Source organism: Ruegeria marisflavi (assembly GCF_025673445.1).
Taxonomy (GTDB): Bacteria; Pseudomonadota; Alphaproteobacteria; order Rhodobacterales; family Rhodobacteraceae; genus Ruegeria_B; species Ruegeria_B marisflavi.
On the sequence record NZ_JAOVQN010000007.1, the window covers coordinates 78,006 to 92,847 of the forward strand.

The 14,842-nt window shown below is 64.1% G+C and carries 13 protein-coding genes; 9 read left to right on the forward strand and 4 right to left on the reverse strand.

What is annotated here, in order from left to right; genetic code table 11:
* Nucleotides 1-17: 17 nt before the first annotated feature.
* Nucleotides 18-1,370, reverse strand: a complete 1,353-nt coding sequence (locus OEZ49_RS08770; RefSeq protein ID WP_263387953.1) for an MATE family efflux transporter — start codon at nucleotides 1,368-1,370, stop codon at nucleotides 18-20.
* A 100-nt stretch (nucleotides 1,371-1,470) separates the two neighbouring features.
* Between OEZ49_RS08770 and OEZ49_RS08775 the strand changes: the two genes are divergently transcribed.
* From OEZ49_RS08775 to OEZ49_RS08790, 4 genes are all read left to right on the forward strand, one after another.
* Complete coding sequence (locus OEZ49_RS08775) at nucleotides 1,471-2,100, forward strand: TIGR02453 family protein (RefSeq protein ID WP_263387954.1); 630 nt, start codon at nucleotides 1,471-1,473, stop codon at nucleotides 2,098-2,100.
* A 3-nt stretch (nucleotides 2,101-2,103) separates the two neighbouring features.
* The gene (locus OEZ49_RS08780; protein ID WP_263387955.1) at nucleotides 2,104-3,261 is read left to right on the forward strand and encodes an alpha/beta hydrolase family protein; all 1,158 of its coding nucleotides are present in this window, start codon (nucleotides 2,104-2,106) and stop codon (nucleotides 3,259-3,261) included.
* Nucleotides 3,262-3,326: 65 nt separating this feature from the next.
* The gene (locus OEZ49_RS08785; RefSeq protein ID WP_263387956.1) at nucleotides 3,327-4,220 is read left to right on the forward strand and encodes an alpha/beta fold hydrolase; all 894 of its coding nucleotides are present in this window, start codon (nucleotides 3,327-3,329) and stop codon (nucleotides 4,218-4,220) included.
* The gene (locus OEZ49_RS08790) at nucleotides 4,217-4,828 is read left to right on the forward strand and encodes a glutathione S-transferase family protein (protein WP_263387957.1); all 612 of its coding nucleotides are present in this window, start codon (nucleotides 4,217-4,219) and stop codon (nucleotides 4,826-4,828) included. The genes OEZ49_RS08785 and OEZ49_RS08790 overlap by 4 nt, the downstream gene beginning before the upstream one ends.
* A gap of 2 nt (nucleotides 4,829-4,830) precedes the next feature.
* On the opposite strand, the gene ppk2 is transcribed toward OEZ49_RS08790, so the two are convergent.
* Together ppk2 and OEZ49_RS08800 are read right to left on the reverse strand one after the other, a co-directional pair.
* Entirely contained in the window at nucleotides 4,831-5,730 is a 900-nt protein-coding gene (gene ppk2 / locus OEZ49_RS08795) for a polyphosphate kinase 2 (protein ID WP_263388027.1), read from the reverse strand.
* 350 nt (nucleotides 5,731-6,080) lie between these two features.
* The gene (locus OEZ49_RS08800) at nucleotides 6,081-6,689 is read right to left on the reverse strand and encodes a carboxymuconolactone decarboxylase family protein (protein WP_164132459.1); all 609 of its coding nucleotides are present in this window, start codon (nucleotides 6,687-6,689) and stop codon (nucleotides 6,081-6,083) included.
* Between the two features lie 160 nt (nucleotides 6,690-6,849).
* Here OEZ49_RS08800 and OEZ49_RS08805 point away from each other — a divergent pair, with 160 nt between their 5' ends.
* The 5 genes from OEZ49_RS08805 to OEZ49_RS08825 all read left to right on the forward strand — a co-directional run bounded on the left by OEZ49_RS08805 (nucleotide 6,850) and on the right by OEZ49_RS08825 (nucleotide 14,345).
* The gene (locus OEZ49_RS08805; protein ID WP_263387958.1) at nucleotides 6,850-8,718 is read left to right on the forward strand and encodes an adenylate/guanylate cyclase domain-containing protein; all 1,869 of its coding nucleotides are present in this window, start codon (nucleotides 6,850-6,852) and stop codon (nucleotides 8,716-8,718) included.
* A 148-nt stretch (nucleotides 8,719-8,866) separates the two neighbouring features.
* On the forward strand, nucleotides 8,867-10,792 hold the full coding sequence (locus tag OEZ49_RS08810; RefSeq protein WP_263387959.1) for a DUF3604 domain-containing protein: 1,926 nt from the start codon (nucleotides 8,867-8,869) through the stop codon (nucleotides 10,790-10,792).
* Nucleotides 10,793-10,943: 151 nt separating this feature from the next.
* Nucleotides 10,944-12,902 carry a DNA topoisomerase IV subunit B gene (gene parE, locus OEZ49_RS08815; RefSeq protein ID WP_263387960.1) on the forward strand — a complete coding sequence of 653 codons (1,959 nt, stop codon included), beginning with the start codon at nucleotides 10,944-10,946 and terminating at the stop codon, nucleotides 12,900-12,902.
* Between the two features lie 25 nt (nucleotides 12,903-12,927).
* Nucleotides 12,928-13,794, forward strand: a complete 867-nt coding sequence (locus OEZ49_RS08820) for a hypothetical protein (protein ID WP_263387961.1) — start codon at nucleotides 12,928-12,930, stop codon at nucleotides 13,792-13,794.
* A 425-nt stretch (nucleotides 13,795-14,219) separates the two neighbouring features.
* Nucleotides 14,220-14,345, forward strand: a complete 126-nt coding sequence (locus tag OEZ49_RS08825) for a hypothetical protein (protein ID WP_255455806.1) — start codon at nucleotides 14,220-14,222, stop codon at nucleotides 14,343-14,345.
* 125 nt (nucleotides 14,346-14,470) lie between these two features.
* On the opposite strand, the gene OEZ49_RS08830 is transcribed toward OEZ49_RS08825, so the two are convergent.
* Nucleotides 14,471-14,821, reverse strand: coding sequence for a L,D-transpeptidase (locus OEZ49_RS08830; RefSeq protein ID WP_263387962.1), 351 nt, complete (start codon nucleotides 14,819-14,821; stop codon nucleotides 14,471-14,473).
* Nucleotides 14,822-14,842: the final 21 nt, after the last annotated feature.

Here is a 14,842-nt window from a genome sequence, read left to right on the forward strand (position 1 = left end):
AAAATGTGAGCCCGGCGCTAGGTCACCGCCTTGATCGACCGGCCCCAGAACCGCGCCATCAGCAGGATCCCGGCAAAAAACAGCCCCAGCACCAACCCGGCCCAGACACCGATGCCCTCCCATCCCAGGAGAAACCCCAGGCCGTAAGAGGCCGGTATGCCCACGACCCAATAGCTGACCGCCGCCATCACCATCGGCACGGTGGTGTCCTGCACCCCGCGCAACAGGCCCAGCGCCATTACCTGCGCACCATCGACAAGCTGGAACAGCGCCGCCATCGCCAACAGCCCCGCCCCGATGGCCAGGATCTGGGGCCGGTTCGGGTCGTCCGGCTCCATGAAGAGCGAGATCAGCGGCTCGGCGCAGGTCAGAAACAGCGTGATGGTGGCCAGCGACATCATCAGCGACATCGCGATCACCACCTTGCCGCCCCGCGCCATATGCTCCCTGTCACGTCGGCCATAGGCATTGCCCGCCCGGATCGTCGCCGCGTTAGACAGGCCCAGATGCACCATGAACGTGGCTGCCGCCAGCTGGATCGCGATCCCATGCGCGGCCAGCGGCACCGCGCCAAGCCAGCCCATCATCACGGCGGAAGCGGAAAACAGGCTCACCTCGGCCAGGTTCGTGAGCGCAATCGGCACACCCAGGCGCACCACCCGGCGGAGCATCTCGGTATCCGGCCGCCAAAACCGCCGGAACAGCGTATGTTGCGGCAGAACCCACAGCGCATAGGCCACCACCGCCACCAGCGACACCGCCTGTGTGCAGATCGAGGCAATCGCCGCCCCGGTGATCCCCAGTTCCGGCGCGCCCCAGTTGCCGAAGATCAGCGCATAATTCGCCGCCGCATTGACAAAGACCGCCAGGACCGTGATCCAGAACACGACCTGTGTCCGCTCCAGCGCCGCGAGGTAGGATTTCAGCACCATCACCATCAGCGCCGGGATCATACCCCAACCCGCGACCCGCAAGTATTCCGCCGCCATGGCGGCGATCTCGGTCTCCTGTCCCAGCGCCAGCAGGATCGGCTGCGACCAGATCAGCAGGGGCATCGCCAGCGTGGCAAAGATCAGCGAGGCCCAAAGCCCCATCCGCGTCGCCCGGCGGATGCTGGTCTCGTCTCGCTCTGCTGCCGCCGCCGCCACCATCGGCATCACCGCCCAGCCAAAGCCCGCGCCCATCAGGAACAACACAAAGAAATAGCTGTGGCCCAGCGTCACCGCTGCCAGCGCCTCGACCCCGTACCAGCCCAGCATGACCGTGTCGGTCAGGCCAATGGCAAATTGCGCCAGGTGCCCGCCGATCAACGGCAGGCCCAGAACAGCAATCGCGCGAGCATGGCCGCCATATGTCATCATCTGGGTCATCCGATCAGGCTTAGGCGGCACCCGCGGCAAGGGCAAGCGCGATCTTTCCCCTTCCCGTTGACCTCCCCCGTGCTAGGCTCGCCCCCAGACGGAGGCCAATATGACCGATCCCCTTGCCCGACTGATCCCCGAAGCGCGCGCCTTTCTGACCGAGCTTGCCGCCAACAACAGCCGCGACTGGTTCACCCTGCACAAGGCGCGCTACGACGCCGGGCTGAAGACCCCCGCGCTGATCCTGCTGGACCAGATCGCCGCGCATCTGGGCCCCGGCACCGCGACCAAGCTCTTTCGCCCGCAGCGCGATGTGCGATTTTCCAAGGACAAGACGCCCTACAACACCCATCTGCACCTGTTGTGGACCACGCCCGATGGCGCGCAATACTTCTTTGGTCTCTCGTCCAACTATGTCACTTCGGGCGGCGGACGGATGGGGTTCGACGCGGCCGCCCTCGCCCGCTATCGCGACCGCCTGCCCGCCCTCGGTCCGGCGCTGCAAGCCGAGATAAACGCGCTCACAGCCCAGGGCGCGCGCCTGTCCGAGCCCGAGCTCAAGCGCCCCGCACCGCCGATCTCACCCGGCGACCCGCTCGCGGATCTGGCCCGCCGCAAATCCCTCTCGCTCTGGTTCGACCATGACGCCGGTCTGACCGACGTTCTGGCGCACTTGACCAGCGATTTCGACCGGCTCAAACCCTTTCAGGCGGCGCTCTCCGCCCTGCTGGCAGACTGACCCATGTCCCAGATCCCCAACCGTATCGACACCGTTCGCCCCGACGCCCCGGAACAGGCCGGATATGGCCCGCATCCGGTGGGTGTGCGGACCTCGCAACTCGACATTCCCGGCCGGATCGACGTGGCCCGCGCCACCGAGGACAGCCAGCCGCTCTATAACCGGCCAATGACGGTCGAGCTCTGGTACCCTGCCGCGCCCGACACCCCACCGGACGGCCACTATGATACGCTGATCCGCGACGGGCAGACCACCACCCGCCTCCTCGGCCGCGCCGCCCGCGATGCCACCCCCGCCCAGGGCCGCTTCCCGCTGGTGGTGATCTCGCATGGCTATCCGGGAAACAGGTTCCTGATGTCGCATCTGGGCGAAACGCTGGCCTCGCGCGGGTTCATCGCTGCCGCCCCCGATCACGCCGACAGCACCTATGCCGACCAGGGCGCCTTTGGTGCCACGCTCTATCACCGCCCGCTCGACCAGCGCGCCGTGATCGACCATGTCGCCGAAACCGTGCCGCAGGCCGATACCGACCACACCGGCGTCATCGGCTATTCCATGGGTGGCTACGGCGCGCTGGTCTTTGGTGGCGCCGGTGTCAGCCGCACCGCCACCACCGCCGATTTCGCGCCGTCCGACGGGCTGCTGTCACGGCATGTCTCCGGGTCCGACACCCACGCGGCCCTGATCGACCCGCGCGTGCGCGCCGCCATCGCCATCGGCCCCTGGGGCAATCACCGGGGCATCTGGGACTCTCCCGGCCTTGCCCAACTGGCCAAACCGCTGATGATCATGGCGGGCAGCCTTGACGAGGTCTCGGACTATGCCGCCATGCGCGGTATCTTCGAGCAGACCACCGGCACCACCCGCCACCTGCTCACCTTTCAGGGGGCCAGTCACAATGCCGCCGCGCCCATCCCCGCCCCGGCCGAGAGCTGGGCCGCATCCCCCGCGCTCGACTTCATCCCGTTCGAACATTACGCCGATCCGGTCTGGGATACGGTCCGCATGAACAACATCGCGCAGCATTTCGCCACCGCCTTCCTGTCGCTGCATCTGAAGGGCGACAAGACCATGCAGCGCTACCTTGACGACAGCTTTGTCGGTTTCGCCCCCACCTCTGCCCGCGCCCTCACATTTGAGACGCTGACGAAAGGTCACTGAACGCCACATCTTTCCCGCAGGCTCGCAACCTGCTTGACTGCGGCGATCAGATCCCGGAGCGCGCCATGCAAACCGAAACCGTAACGCTCAACGGACAAGGCTTCTTTCTCCGCCGCTGGGGCGATCCCGCGCTGCCGCCGCTCCTGATGCTGCACGGCTTTCCCGAGTACGGCGGTGCTTGGTCCGACCTCGCCCCGCATCTCGCCCAGCGGTTCCACTGCATCGCCCCTGACCAGCGCGGCTATGGCCAGAGTTGGACCCCGGAAGGAGCAGGCCACTATGTGGCCTCCCACCTCGTTGCGGACATGACGGCGCTGGCTGAAACCCTTGGCACACCGCTCACCGTGCTGGGGCATGACTGGGGCGCGGCGGTGGCCTATGGGCTGGCCATGTTCCGCCCCGAACTGGTCGACCGCCTGATCATCGCCAATGGCGTGCACCCGGTGCCGTTCCAGCGCGCGCTGGCGGCGGGCGGCGCGCAATCGGCGGCCTCGCAATACATGAACGCCCTGCGCGCGCCCGAGGCGACGCAGCACTTTGCCGCCAATGATTACAAGGCGCTGGCCGATTTCTTCACCCGTCACATGGGCGGGTATGGCTGGCTCAGCCCTGGACGGCTGGCGGAATACAAGGCCGAATGGGCGCGCCCCGGCAGGCTCGACGCCATGCTCAACTGGTACCGCGCCTCGCCACTGGTGATCGCTGCCCCCGGACAACCCCGCACCGACCTGCCCGCGCTGCCGCTCGACCGGCTGCACGTGCGCTGCCCGCATCTGCTGCTCTGGGGGCCGGACGACCGCGCGCTGCTGCCCGAGGCGACCGAGAGGCTTGAAGAATTCGCACCAAACCTCACCCGCATCACCATCCCCGGCACCGACCACTGGCTGTGCCATCAGGCGCCCGACCGGGTCGCCGCCGCCATCCTGAACTGGATGCCCCAACCGGAGACCGCCCCATGATCACCGTCCATCATCTCGCCCAATCCCGCTCGCTGCGCATCCTCTGGCTGCTCGAGGAACTGGGCCTGCCCTACAAGGTCATCCGGTACGAGCGCGACCCCAAGACCCGCCTCGCCCCGCCCGAACTGCGCGCCATCCACCCGCTGGGCAAATCGCCGGTGATCGAGACCGACGGTATCCGGCTGGCCGAGTCCGGCGCCATCGTCGACTATCTCTGCACCCGCCATGCACCACAGATGATGCCGCCGCAGGACAGCCCGGCCTGGGCCGAACATCTGGAGCTGATGCATTTCGCCGAAGGCTCGGTGATGACGCCGATCCTGCTCAATCTCTATGTCGGCCTCTTGGGCGAGGCAGGCGCGCCGCTGCATCCGCGCATCCAGTCGGAACTGACCAGCCATTTCCGCTTTATGGAGAACAGCCTGCGCCCCTCGGGCCATTTCGTGCTGGATGGGCTCAGCGCCGCCGACATCCTGCTCAGCTTTCCCGCGGGCGTGGTGGCGCGGCTGGGCCGCGAAGCCGAGTTTCCCCGGCTCGCCGAGTTCAGCGCCGACATGGCCGCGCGCCCGGCCTTTCAGCGCGCGCTCGCCGCGGGCGGCGGCGACTGATCTCAGTCCTGCCTGGCCCGCTGGTCGGGATGCAGGGCGGTACCCAGGATATGCTCGGACTTGTGGATCACGTGATGGGCGCGGCCCACGATCAGCGGATCGGGCGCACCCACCACCTCCATATCCTTGCCGGGATAGTCGATGGTCGACAGGAAATGCCGCATGCAGTTCAGGCGCGCGCGTTTCTTGTCGTTCGACTTGATGATGGTCCAGGGCGCATCGGCGGTGTCGGTGTAAAAGAACATCGCCTCCTTGGCCTCGGTGTAATCGTCCCACTTGTCCAGGCTCGCCTTGTCGATGGGCGACAGTTTCCACTGTTTCAGCGGATCGGTCTCGCGCGCGGTGAACCGGCGCTGCTGTTCCTCCTGCGTGACCGAGAACCAGTACTTGTACAGCCGGATGCCCGAGCGTACCAACATCCGCTCCAGTTCCGGCGTCTGGCGCATGAATTCCAGGTATTCGTTCGGTGTGCAGAACCCCATCACCCGCTCGACCCCGGCCCGGTTGTACCAGGAGCGGTCATAGAACACCATTTCCCCCACCGTGGGCAGCTCCTGCACATAGCGCTGGTAGTACCACTGGCCCTTTTCCTCCCAGGTGGGCTTGTTCAGGGCGACAACGCGGGCCTGGCGCGGGTTCAGGTGCTCCATGAACCGCTTGATGGTGCCGCCCTTGCCCGCGGCATCGCGCCCCTCGAACAGCAGGACAAAGCGCTCGCCGGTCTCCTGCGCCCAGAGCTGTACCTTCAGCAGCTCCGCCTGCAAGCGCGCCTTTTCCGCCTCATAGGGGCGGCGCGCCATCTTGCGCACATAAGGGTATTTGCCGCTCTCGAACGCGTGGCGCACATTCTCGGGCGTCGGCATCACCACCCGGCGCGTCCGCGCGGGCCGAGGCTCCGTCACGAGGTCAGCCGACGCATCGGCCACAGGCTCCGGAACAGCCTCCAGGGCCGCGACCGGCGCCGCCACCTCTGCCGGAGCCTCCAGGCTGGCGGTGGTTTGCTTGTCTTCCTGCGGAACGATGCGCTTTGCTGTATCCAACGGTTCTGTCTCCTCGCTAACGGTCTGGTCTGTCTGGTTCGCGCGTCACTATATCCGCCGCGCCCGCAGCCCGCGTTGATCCGTGTCAAGAAAACGTTACAAATCGCCAAACCTTTCCGTCGCAAAGACCGCCCCGCCTCTTCGCTTTGCTGCAAATACTCCGGGGGGAGGTGACAGAATTCTGCGAATTCTGCACCGGGGGGCAGCGCCCCCTAGCGGTGTCCCCAGTCATCTGGGTCCTCGGAATTGCCCGGCGACAGGCCCAGCACGTCGCCATCGGTCGAACAGCCCAGGCCCAGCACCGTGCGATTGGCATAGGAGAAATAGGCGCAGACCTGGTTGATCTCCAGGATCTCGCCATCCTCCCATCCCGCCGCGCGCAGTGCTTCCACATCGCTCTCGACCATCAGCGCCGGTGTCTCTGTCAGCTTGCGCGCATAGACCATCGCCGCCCGCTCGCGCGCATCCAGGGGCGCCCCATCCGGGGCGCGATCCTCGATTGCCGCCCGAATGGCGTCGCTGCGGGCGCCGTCGCCCAACAGCCGTACCAGCCCCGCGAAATGATGCTCCACGCAATAGGCGCAACCATTGAGCGAACTGACCCAGACCCCAAGCGTCTCCAGAAACCATTTCGGAATGGCGTTGCCGGTATGGTGCAGCACGTTCTTGTACAGCACCATATGCCCTTCCATCGAATGCGGGCGCAGGGAATGGGCCATCATGATGTTGTCCACATTGCCCCCCGGCCCGGTCACCCGGTCATAAAGCTTCCTCAGCTTGCCGGTGGCCTCGGCAAAGGGAATGGTCCTGATCCAGCTCATACGGTTCTCTCCGTTCGGGTTCACGCTCACCCTAGGTGTGATCGGCCTCTGGTGAAAGTCCACCTCACCGGCAACCGTCCCGACCCAAACCGAAGCGCCCCGCGCGATAGACACCAACCCCTGCGCCACATAAACTTGACCCGCAAGGGAGCGCTCGCACATGGCCGACGAAGCTGTCCAGCGCAGGCTGACCACGATCCTCGCCGCCGATGTGGCAGGGTACAGCCGCCTCGTTGCGCGCGACGAAGAGGCGGCCTTGCGCACCCTGAAATCGCACCGGGACATCCTCATGGACCTGATCGCGCGCCATCGCGGGCGGGTGTTCGGCACCGCCGGAGACAGCGTCATCGCCGAGTTCGGCAGCGCCGTCGAAGCCGTCCGTTGCGCCATGACGGCGCAGGAAAGACTGGCCGAGGAAAACGCAAACCTTCCGCCGGATCACCAGATGCACCTGCGCATCGGCATCAATGTCGGCGATGTGATGGTCGATGGCGACGATCTGCTGGGCGACGCGGTCAATATCGCCGCCCGTCTTGAAAGCCTGGCCGAACCGGGCGGCATCACGATTTCCGGCAGCACCTTCGATCAGGTCAGAAACCGGCTCTCGGTCGGGTTCCAGGACCTGGGCCCCCAGAAGGTCAAGAACATCCCCGAGCCCGTACGGACCTTCCGGCTGGTCGAGGCCGCAGCGCAGACCCGCCCCACCCCACGGCCCGCGCGCAGAACAGCGTTGGTCCTGGCCGGTCTGGTGCTGGTGGCAGGGCTCGCTCTCGCCCTATTGCCCCCCTGGGCAACCCGGTCCGAACCCGCCTCGATCAACCGGATGAAGCTGAGCCTGCCCGACCGGCCCTCGGTCGCCGTCCTGCCCTTCGTCAACCTCTCGGAAACCGACGATCAGGACTATTTCGCGGATGGCATCACCGAGGACATCATCACCGATATCTCCAAGGTCTCCGGCATCTTCGTGGTCGCTGGCAGCTCCTCCTTCTCCTTCCGGGGCAAGGACGTGAAAATCAGCGACGTGGCCGAGGAATTCGGCGTGCGCCACGTCCTGCAAGGCAGCGTGCGCCGCTCGGGCGGCAATGTCCGGATCACTGCGCAACTGACCGATGCCCTCCGGGGCAACACCATCTGGGGCGAGCGTTACGACCGTGACATCAGCGATGTTTTTGCGGTTCAACTGGACGTTACCCGGCAGGTCGTCCGCGCCATGGCCGTGACCCTCAAGGCGTCGGAACACGACCGGCTCCTGCAAAAGTACACGACCAACATTGACGCCTACGATGCCTTTCTCCGGGCCCGCCGGCTGGTCCAGTCCCCGGGCCGGGAAAACGTCGAAGAGGGTGAGAGACTGTTTTCCGAGGCCATCGCGCTCGACCCGCAATTCGCCGGCGGCTATGCCGGTCTTGCCTTCAACCACTCGGTCAAGGCGCGGCTCAGGTTCGGCCCCTCGCCCAAGGAGGACGCGCGCAAATCGCTGGAGTTTGCCGAGAAAGCCATCGAGATCGACCCCGAATTCGCCTGGTCCTATATCGCGCTGGCCGGGGCGCAACTGTCCAACGGCAACCATGACGCGGCCGTCCGCGCGGCCCGGCGGGCGCTCCAGATCCAGCCCAACGGATACGAAGAGAACCTCTTCATGGGCTTCCAGCTCTATTTCGCGGGCGAGGCCGCCGAGGCGGTCCGCCACCTGGAACTGGCCCGACGCATCAGCCCGCATGACACGATCCGGGGGGTGGCCTTCCTCGCCAACGCCTATTTCATGAACGGCAATTATGCCAAATCCGAAGAGTTGCGCCTGCAACGGATCACCGGCTTTGCCGTCCGCAATCCCAATGCCTATGTCTGGCTGGCGGCAACCCAGCATCTGCTTGGCAAACACGACGAGGCCGCCGCCACCGTCGCGCAACTGCTGGAACTCTGGCCCGATTTCCGCCTGTCCGAATGGGGCCTGGTAAAGGCGTTCAAGCTGGCCGAGAACCGCGAACGCCTCTACAACGCAGCCGCCGCAGCGGGTGTGCCAGAGTAACCCTCGCGCGCCACGGTGCGCATCTCCTTTCCGGTCGTCGTGAACAGGTGGACCCAGCCCCCAAACAGACCGTCGCGACGAGAAGTTTTCCGAAAATGCCGATTACATGCTAGAATGCGAATATTGATCTCGAGATTTGGAGCCTTTCATGCGGCACACATACCTCATCTCCGCGGCTCTTTGCATCTTTGGCGCGTCTGCGGCCACCGCGTTCGAACCGACCCCGGACGGATCCAGCCTTTCCAAGGCTTTTCCGGGCAAGTCCTATTCGCCCTACGCGCAACGGGGCATCCCCGACAGGCCGCTCTGGGGTGACACACACCTGCACACCTCGACCTCATTCGATGCGGGCGCCTTTGGCAATCGGCTGGATGCGCGCGCGGCCTATCGCTTTGCCAAGGGGCAGGAAGTACAGGCGACGACCGGCTTCATGGCCCGGCTGTCGCGCCCGCTCGACTGGCTGGTCGTGGCCGACCATTCCGACAACATGGGCCTCTTTGACATGATCAATGCCCAGGACCCGGCCATCATGTCCGACGCCGAAGGCAACCGTATCGCCACGATGGTGGCCAATGGCGGCGACGAGGGCGTGGCTGCCGCATTGGAACTGATCGACGCCTATTCGCGCGGACAGGTCCTCTCTCCGGCCCTCGCGGTAGAGGCCGGGACCAAACCGTTCCGCTCGGTCTGGCAGCGCCAGATCGCGGCCGCCGAAGAAGCCTATGAGCCGGGGCTTTTCACCAGTTTCATCGGCTACGAATGGACCTCGCTGATCCAGGGCGGCAACATGCACCGGGTCGTGATCTACCGCGACAATGGGCAAAAGGCGGGTATGCTCGACCCGTTCACCACCGAAAGCCCGGCGGGCTCCATCAACCCGCGCGACCTGTGGAAATGGATGGCCAATTACGAGCAGGTGACGCGCGGCGATGTCCTGGCACTGGCGCATAACGGCAACCTCTCGAACGGCATCATGTTCCCGGAAACGGCGCAATACGACGGCACCGAGCTGGACGAGGAGTACGTTCAAACGCGGGCAAGATGGGAACCGATGTACGAGGTCACCCAGATCAAGGGCGACGGCGAGACACACCCCTTCCTCAGCCCCAATGACGAGTTCGCCGATTACGAGACATGGGACAAGGGCAACCTGAACCTGTCCGAACTGAAGGAAGATTCGATGCTGGCGGGCGAATACGCCCGTGAAGCGCTGAAAACCGGGCTCAAGCTCGAAGCCCGCCTTGGCACCAACCCCTACAAGTTCGGCATGGTCGGTTCGACCGACAGCCACACCTCGCTTGCCACCGCGCAAGAGGACAACTTCTTCGGCAAGCACTCCGGCGCCGAACCGAACCCGCAGCGCCCCTCTCATATCGTCGGCCAGTTCGGCGATGTCGCGATCCTCGGATGGGAGATGGTGGCCTCGGGTCTCGCTGCGGTCTGGGCCGCCGAGAACACCCGCGAGGCGATCTTTGACGCGATGGAGCGCAAGGAGGTCTATGCTACCACCGGTTCGCGGATCGGGGTCCGTTTCTTCGGCGGTTGGGACTACACGATGGACGACCTGACCTCGCGCACGCCCGCCGCGCTGGGGTACGCCAAGGGCGCGCCGATGGGCGGCGATCTGTCCGCAGCCCCCGAAGGAGCCACAGCGCCGAACTTCATGGTCTATGCGCTCAAGGACCCGATCGGCGGCAATCTCGACCGGATCCAGATCGTCAAGGGCTGGATGGACAGCGCGGGCGAAACGCACGAACAGGTGTATGACGTGGTCTGGGCAGGCGACCGCGAACCCGACGCAAACGGCAAGCTCCCCGCCATCGGGTCCACCGTGGATGTCGCACGCGCAACCTGGACCAACACGATTGGCCTGGGCGAAATGGGAACCGTCTGGACCGATCCCGATTTCGACCCCTCGCAGCCGGCGTTCTACTATGCCCGCGTGATCGAGATTCCGACACCACGCTGGACAGCCTATGACGCCTTCCGCATGGGCGCAGAGGTACCCGCCGAAAGCCCGATGGAAACGCAGGAGCGCGCCTATACCTCGCCCATCTGGTACACCCCCGGCTGAACCGGGACCAATCGGCAACTTGGCATGCCGGCCTTCGGGCCGGCATTCTTGTTCCAGCCACCCCGAGTTGTCCACAACCCTTAGCGTCCCTCTTTCCCCCGACCACATCACCTGCCATAATGCAGGCCAACCCAAGAACAAGAGCAGCGCCATGCCCGAAGATCTTCTCAGCGGAGCCAACACCGCCACCTACGACGCCTCCTCGATCGAGGTGCTCGAAGGGCTGGAACCCGTCCGCAAACGTCCCGGCATGTATATCGGCGGCACCGACGAGCGGGCGCTGCATCACATGGTGGCCGAAATCCTCGACAACTCGATGGACGAGGCCGTGGCCGGGTTCGCCAACCGGATCGAGGTGGAACTGCACGCCGATTACGCGCTCACCGTGCGCGACAACGGCCGTGGCATCCCGGTCGACCCGCACCCGAAATTCCCCGGAAAATCAGCGCTCGAGGTCATTCTCTGCACCCTGCACGCGGGCGGCAAGTTCTCAGGGAAAGCCTATCAGACCTCGGGCGGCCTGCACGGCGTCGGCGCCTCGGTGGTGAACGCGCTCTCCGATTCCATGGTCGTACAGGTGGCCCGCGACAAGCAACTCTACGAGCAGCGTTTCTCGCGCGGAGTACCCCTCGGCCCGATCCAGCAGATCGGCGCCGCCCCCAACCGGCGCGGCACCACCGTTACCTTCCACGCCGACGAGGAAATCTTCGGCCACCACCGGTTCAAGCCCGCCCGCCTGTTCAAATCCATCCGCTCCAAGGCCTACCTCTTCTCCGGCGTCGAGATTCGCTGGAAATCCGCCATCGACGACGGCGAAACGCCCACCGAGGCCACCTTCCACTTCCCCGGCGGCCTGGCCGACTACCTCAAGGAGACGCTCGGCAGCGCCTCGACCTATGCCGAGCAGCCCTTTGCCGGTACCGTCGACTTCACCGAGAAATTCAACACGCCCGGCAAGGTCGAATGGGCAATCAACTGGACCCCGTCCCGCGACGGCTTCATCCAGTCCTATTGTAACACCGTCCCCACCCCCGAGGGCGGCACGCACGAGGCCGGGTTCTGGTCCGCCGTCCTCAAGGGCATCCGCGCCTATGGCGAGCTGATCAACAACAAGAAGGCCGCCCAGATCACCCGCGAGGATCTGCTGACGGGTGGCTGCGCGCTGGTCTCGTGTTTCATCAGCGAGCCCGAGTTCGTGGGCCAGACCAAGGACCGCCTCGCCACCGTCGAGGCGCAGCGCCTGGTCGAAGGCGCCGTGCGCGACCATTTCGACAACTGGCTCGCCGCCGATACCAAATCCGCGGGCGCCATCCTCGACTTCCTGGTGCTCCGCGCCGAGGAACGCATCCGCCGCCGGCAGGAAAAGGAAACCCAGCGCAAATCCGCCACCAAGAAACTGCGCCTGCCCGGCAAGCTGGTCGATTGCTCGGCCACCTCGCGCGAGGGCACCGAGCTTTTCATCGTCGAAGGCGACAGCGCCGGCGGCTCGGCCAAGATGGCGCGCGACCGCAAGACACAGGCGCTCTTGCCCCTGCGGGGCAAGATCCTGAACGTGCTGGGCGCGGCCTCCTCGAAACTCGGCTCCAACCAGGAAATCAGCGACCTGACCCAGGCGCTGGGCGTCGGGCTGGGGACACGGTTCAACGTGGATGACCTGCGCTATGACAAGATCATCATCATGACCGACGCCGATGTCGACGGCGCCCATATCGCCTCGCTCCTGATGACCTTCTTCTTTACCCAGATGCGCCCGATGATCGACACCGGCCACCTGTATCTGGCCTGCCCACCGCTCTACCGCCTGACCCAGGGCGCCAAACGCGTCTATTGCCTGGACGAGCGCGAGCGCGACGACTGGCTGGCCAAGGGTCTGGGCGGCAAGGGCAAGATCGACGTCTCCCGCTTCAAGGGCCTGGGCGAAATGGACGCCAAGGACCTGAAAGACACCACCATGAACCCCGAAACCCGCAAGCTGATCCGAGTCACCATCGACGAGGACGAACCCGGCGAGACCGGCGACCTGGTGGAACGGCTGATGGGCAAGAAGCCCGAATTGCGGTTCCAGTACATCCAGGAAAACGCACGGTTCGTGGAGGAGCTGGATGTTTGAAGGGTATTTTCGAAGGTTTCATTGAGTGACCAATGATCTCGCCCCAGTTCGCGAAAGCGCTTGGAGTATCATAGACTTACTTCAAGCGAATTCGTGGGACGCAATTTCAAAAATTTCCGGCGAAGAAGTCAATCAAATCGTCGAGAAACTTTGCCTACACTTGAACCTAGTGTGCCGCGGCGTGGATTCTCTGCTGCTCGATCATTCGAACGAATGCGCCGCGATCCTTATGCGGAGCGCGTTCGAAGCGACAATGCGAGCCGCATACATCGCAACCTCTGCACCAGATGAAGCGTCAAAACTCGCTCAAGAACTAGCGATAACCTTGCCCAAAACTCAGAACTACAGATTACAGAAGAGAGCGGCTGACGTCGTGTCATTTTCTGGAGCGTTTAGCGATAACTTCGCCAAAGTTGTTTTCTCACGTGTCGAAAAGGATGCGAAATCTGCGCCTTCCGTTCTTTCAAAAACTGAAAGAAACGCTCTTGATCAGAAATGGGCGTTTACGAGAATTCTTCCTAAAGTAGAAAAATCTCTTTGCTCTCTCGGTTTTAACTTCCCACTTTCACCGATGCTTTATGATTATGGGATATGCAGTAACTACTTACATGCCGATGGAATTGGCCTTGGATTAGAGGCAGACCAAGCGACCAGAAGCGCAACAGTGGCGCTGCTCAAACTGGATGCTGAAGCTGTCAAAATCTATCAAAACATGATCGCATGTTGGGTCATTGTTCATGTCGGCATTCTAGCTTGTTCAAACTCTCTAAGCAAATTCCCTTTAGAGCTACTGGAGATGCAATCAAACTTCTCAAAGCTGGCTAATCCTATTTCCGAGAGGTTTGCGGGAAGCCAGAAGGAGTTCTATGAGGGTGATCACGAGCCAGCGTAGGGTGGGCATTGTTGCCCACCGCTCCTGCCCTCAACAACCGTCGCGCCTGGCCCGAGGGTGGGTGCGGAACGCGCCCGCCCTGGGGGCGGGTCGGGCGCGTGCAGGATGCTCCGCATCCTGCAATTGGACCAACACCTAGCCTGCGTAGGGTGGGCAGTCCTGCCCACCGCCCCCTGCCCACCGCCCTCATATCCCCACAAAAATACCGCCCCCATCCCCCGTCACCCCCCTTGCGGCACCCCAAACCCAAGCATAGATTCCCCCATGCAGGCGGCGGTTGACCGCGAGGCCCCGCGCCCCTGCTGCGTCGAAAGTCTCATCGCCCTGGCCCCTTTGGGTCAGGCAACCCTGACACCCAGAGCAACGGCCAAGCTACCCCTCCCGGCAGGCATGGTGCCCGCCGGACCCGTCAGGAGAAAACATCCATGTCCAAGGAAAAGAATCGCGGCAACCGCGAGGCCAAGAAGCCGAAAAAGGAAAAGCCCAAGGTCCTGGCCACCGCCGGAATGGCGAAACCCGCCCCTGTCGCAGGCCGCGACAAGGGCAAGTAAGCCCCCAGTCTTTCCCCCCAAGGCAACCTCACGGCGGGGCGGTGTCACACCCGCCCCCTGTACAAAACGGTCAATCGGGGTGCCAGCGGGGGTACAAAACGGTCAATTTGCGGTACAAAACCCCGTCACTCGTGGATCACCACCCGCGTTTCCTCCTTGCCCACCTCGCGCACCCGGTTGAACAACACTTCCGCATTCTCCGGATCCAACCGCACGCACCCGGCCGAGGCAGGCGTGCCCAGACGGTCGGTCTGCGTCGTGCCGTGAATGGCGTAATTCCCTGAAAAGAATATGGAAAACGGCATCGGCGCGCCGTCGTAAAGCGTCGAGTAGTGTTCACGCTTGAGGAGGTATGGGGTAAAGGTTCCAGTGGGTGTACATTTGCCCGGCCGCGCCGTGGAGACCGGCCAGTCATGCGTCACCGCACCACTGTCCAGCACCTGCATCCGCTGCTCGGACAGATCGATATCGATCAACAAAAGCTGCGCAAGCCCTTG

Coding starts and splice junctions, on each gene's coding strand:
- OEZ49_RS08825 (WP_255455806.1), top strand. CDS start 14,220: ATGTCCAAGGAAAAGAATCGCGGCAACCGCGAGGCCAAGAAGCCGAAA.
- OEZ49_RS08810 (WP_263387959.1), top strand. CDS start 8,867: ATGCGGCACACATACCTCATCTCCGCGGCTCTTTGCATCTTTGGCGCG.
- OEZ49_RS08805 (WP_263387958.1), top strand. CDS start 6,850: ATGGCCGACGAAGCTGTCCAGCGCAGGCTGACCACGATCCTCGCCGCC.
- OEZ49_RS08800 (WP_164132459.1), bottom strand. CDS start 6,689: ATGAGCTGGATCAGGACCATTCCCTTTGCCGAGGCCACCGGCAAGCTG.
- OEZ49_RS08785 (WP_263387956.1), top strand. CDS start 3,327: ATGCAAACCGAAACCGTAACGCTCAACGGACAAGGCTTCTTTCTCCGC.
- OEZ49_RS08775 (WP_263387954.1), top strand. CDS start 1,471: ATGACCGATCCCCTTGCCCGACTGATCCCCGAAGCGCGCGCCTTTCTG.
- parE (WP_263387960.1), top strand. CDS start 10,944: ATGCCCGAAGATCTTCTCAGCGGAGCCAACACCGCCACCTACGACGCC.
- OEZ49_RS08770 (WP_263387953.1), bottom strand. CDS start 1,370: ATGACCCAGATGATGACATATGGCGGCCATGCTCGCGCGATTGCTGTT.
- OEZ49_RS08780 (WP_263387955.1), top strand. CDS start 2,104: ATGTCCCAGATCCCCAACCGTATCGACACCGTTCGCCCCGACGCCCCG.
- OEZ49_RS08790 (WP_263387957.1), top strand. CDS start 4,217: ATGATCACCGTCCATCATCTCGCCCAATCCCGCTCGCTGCGCATCCTC.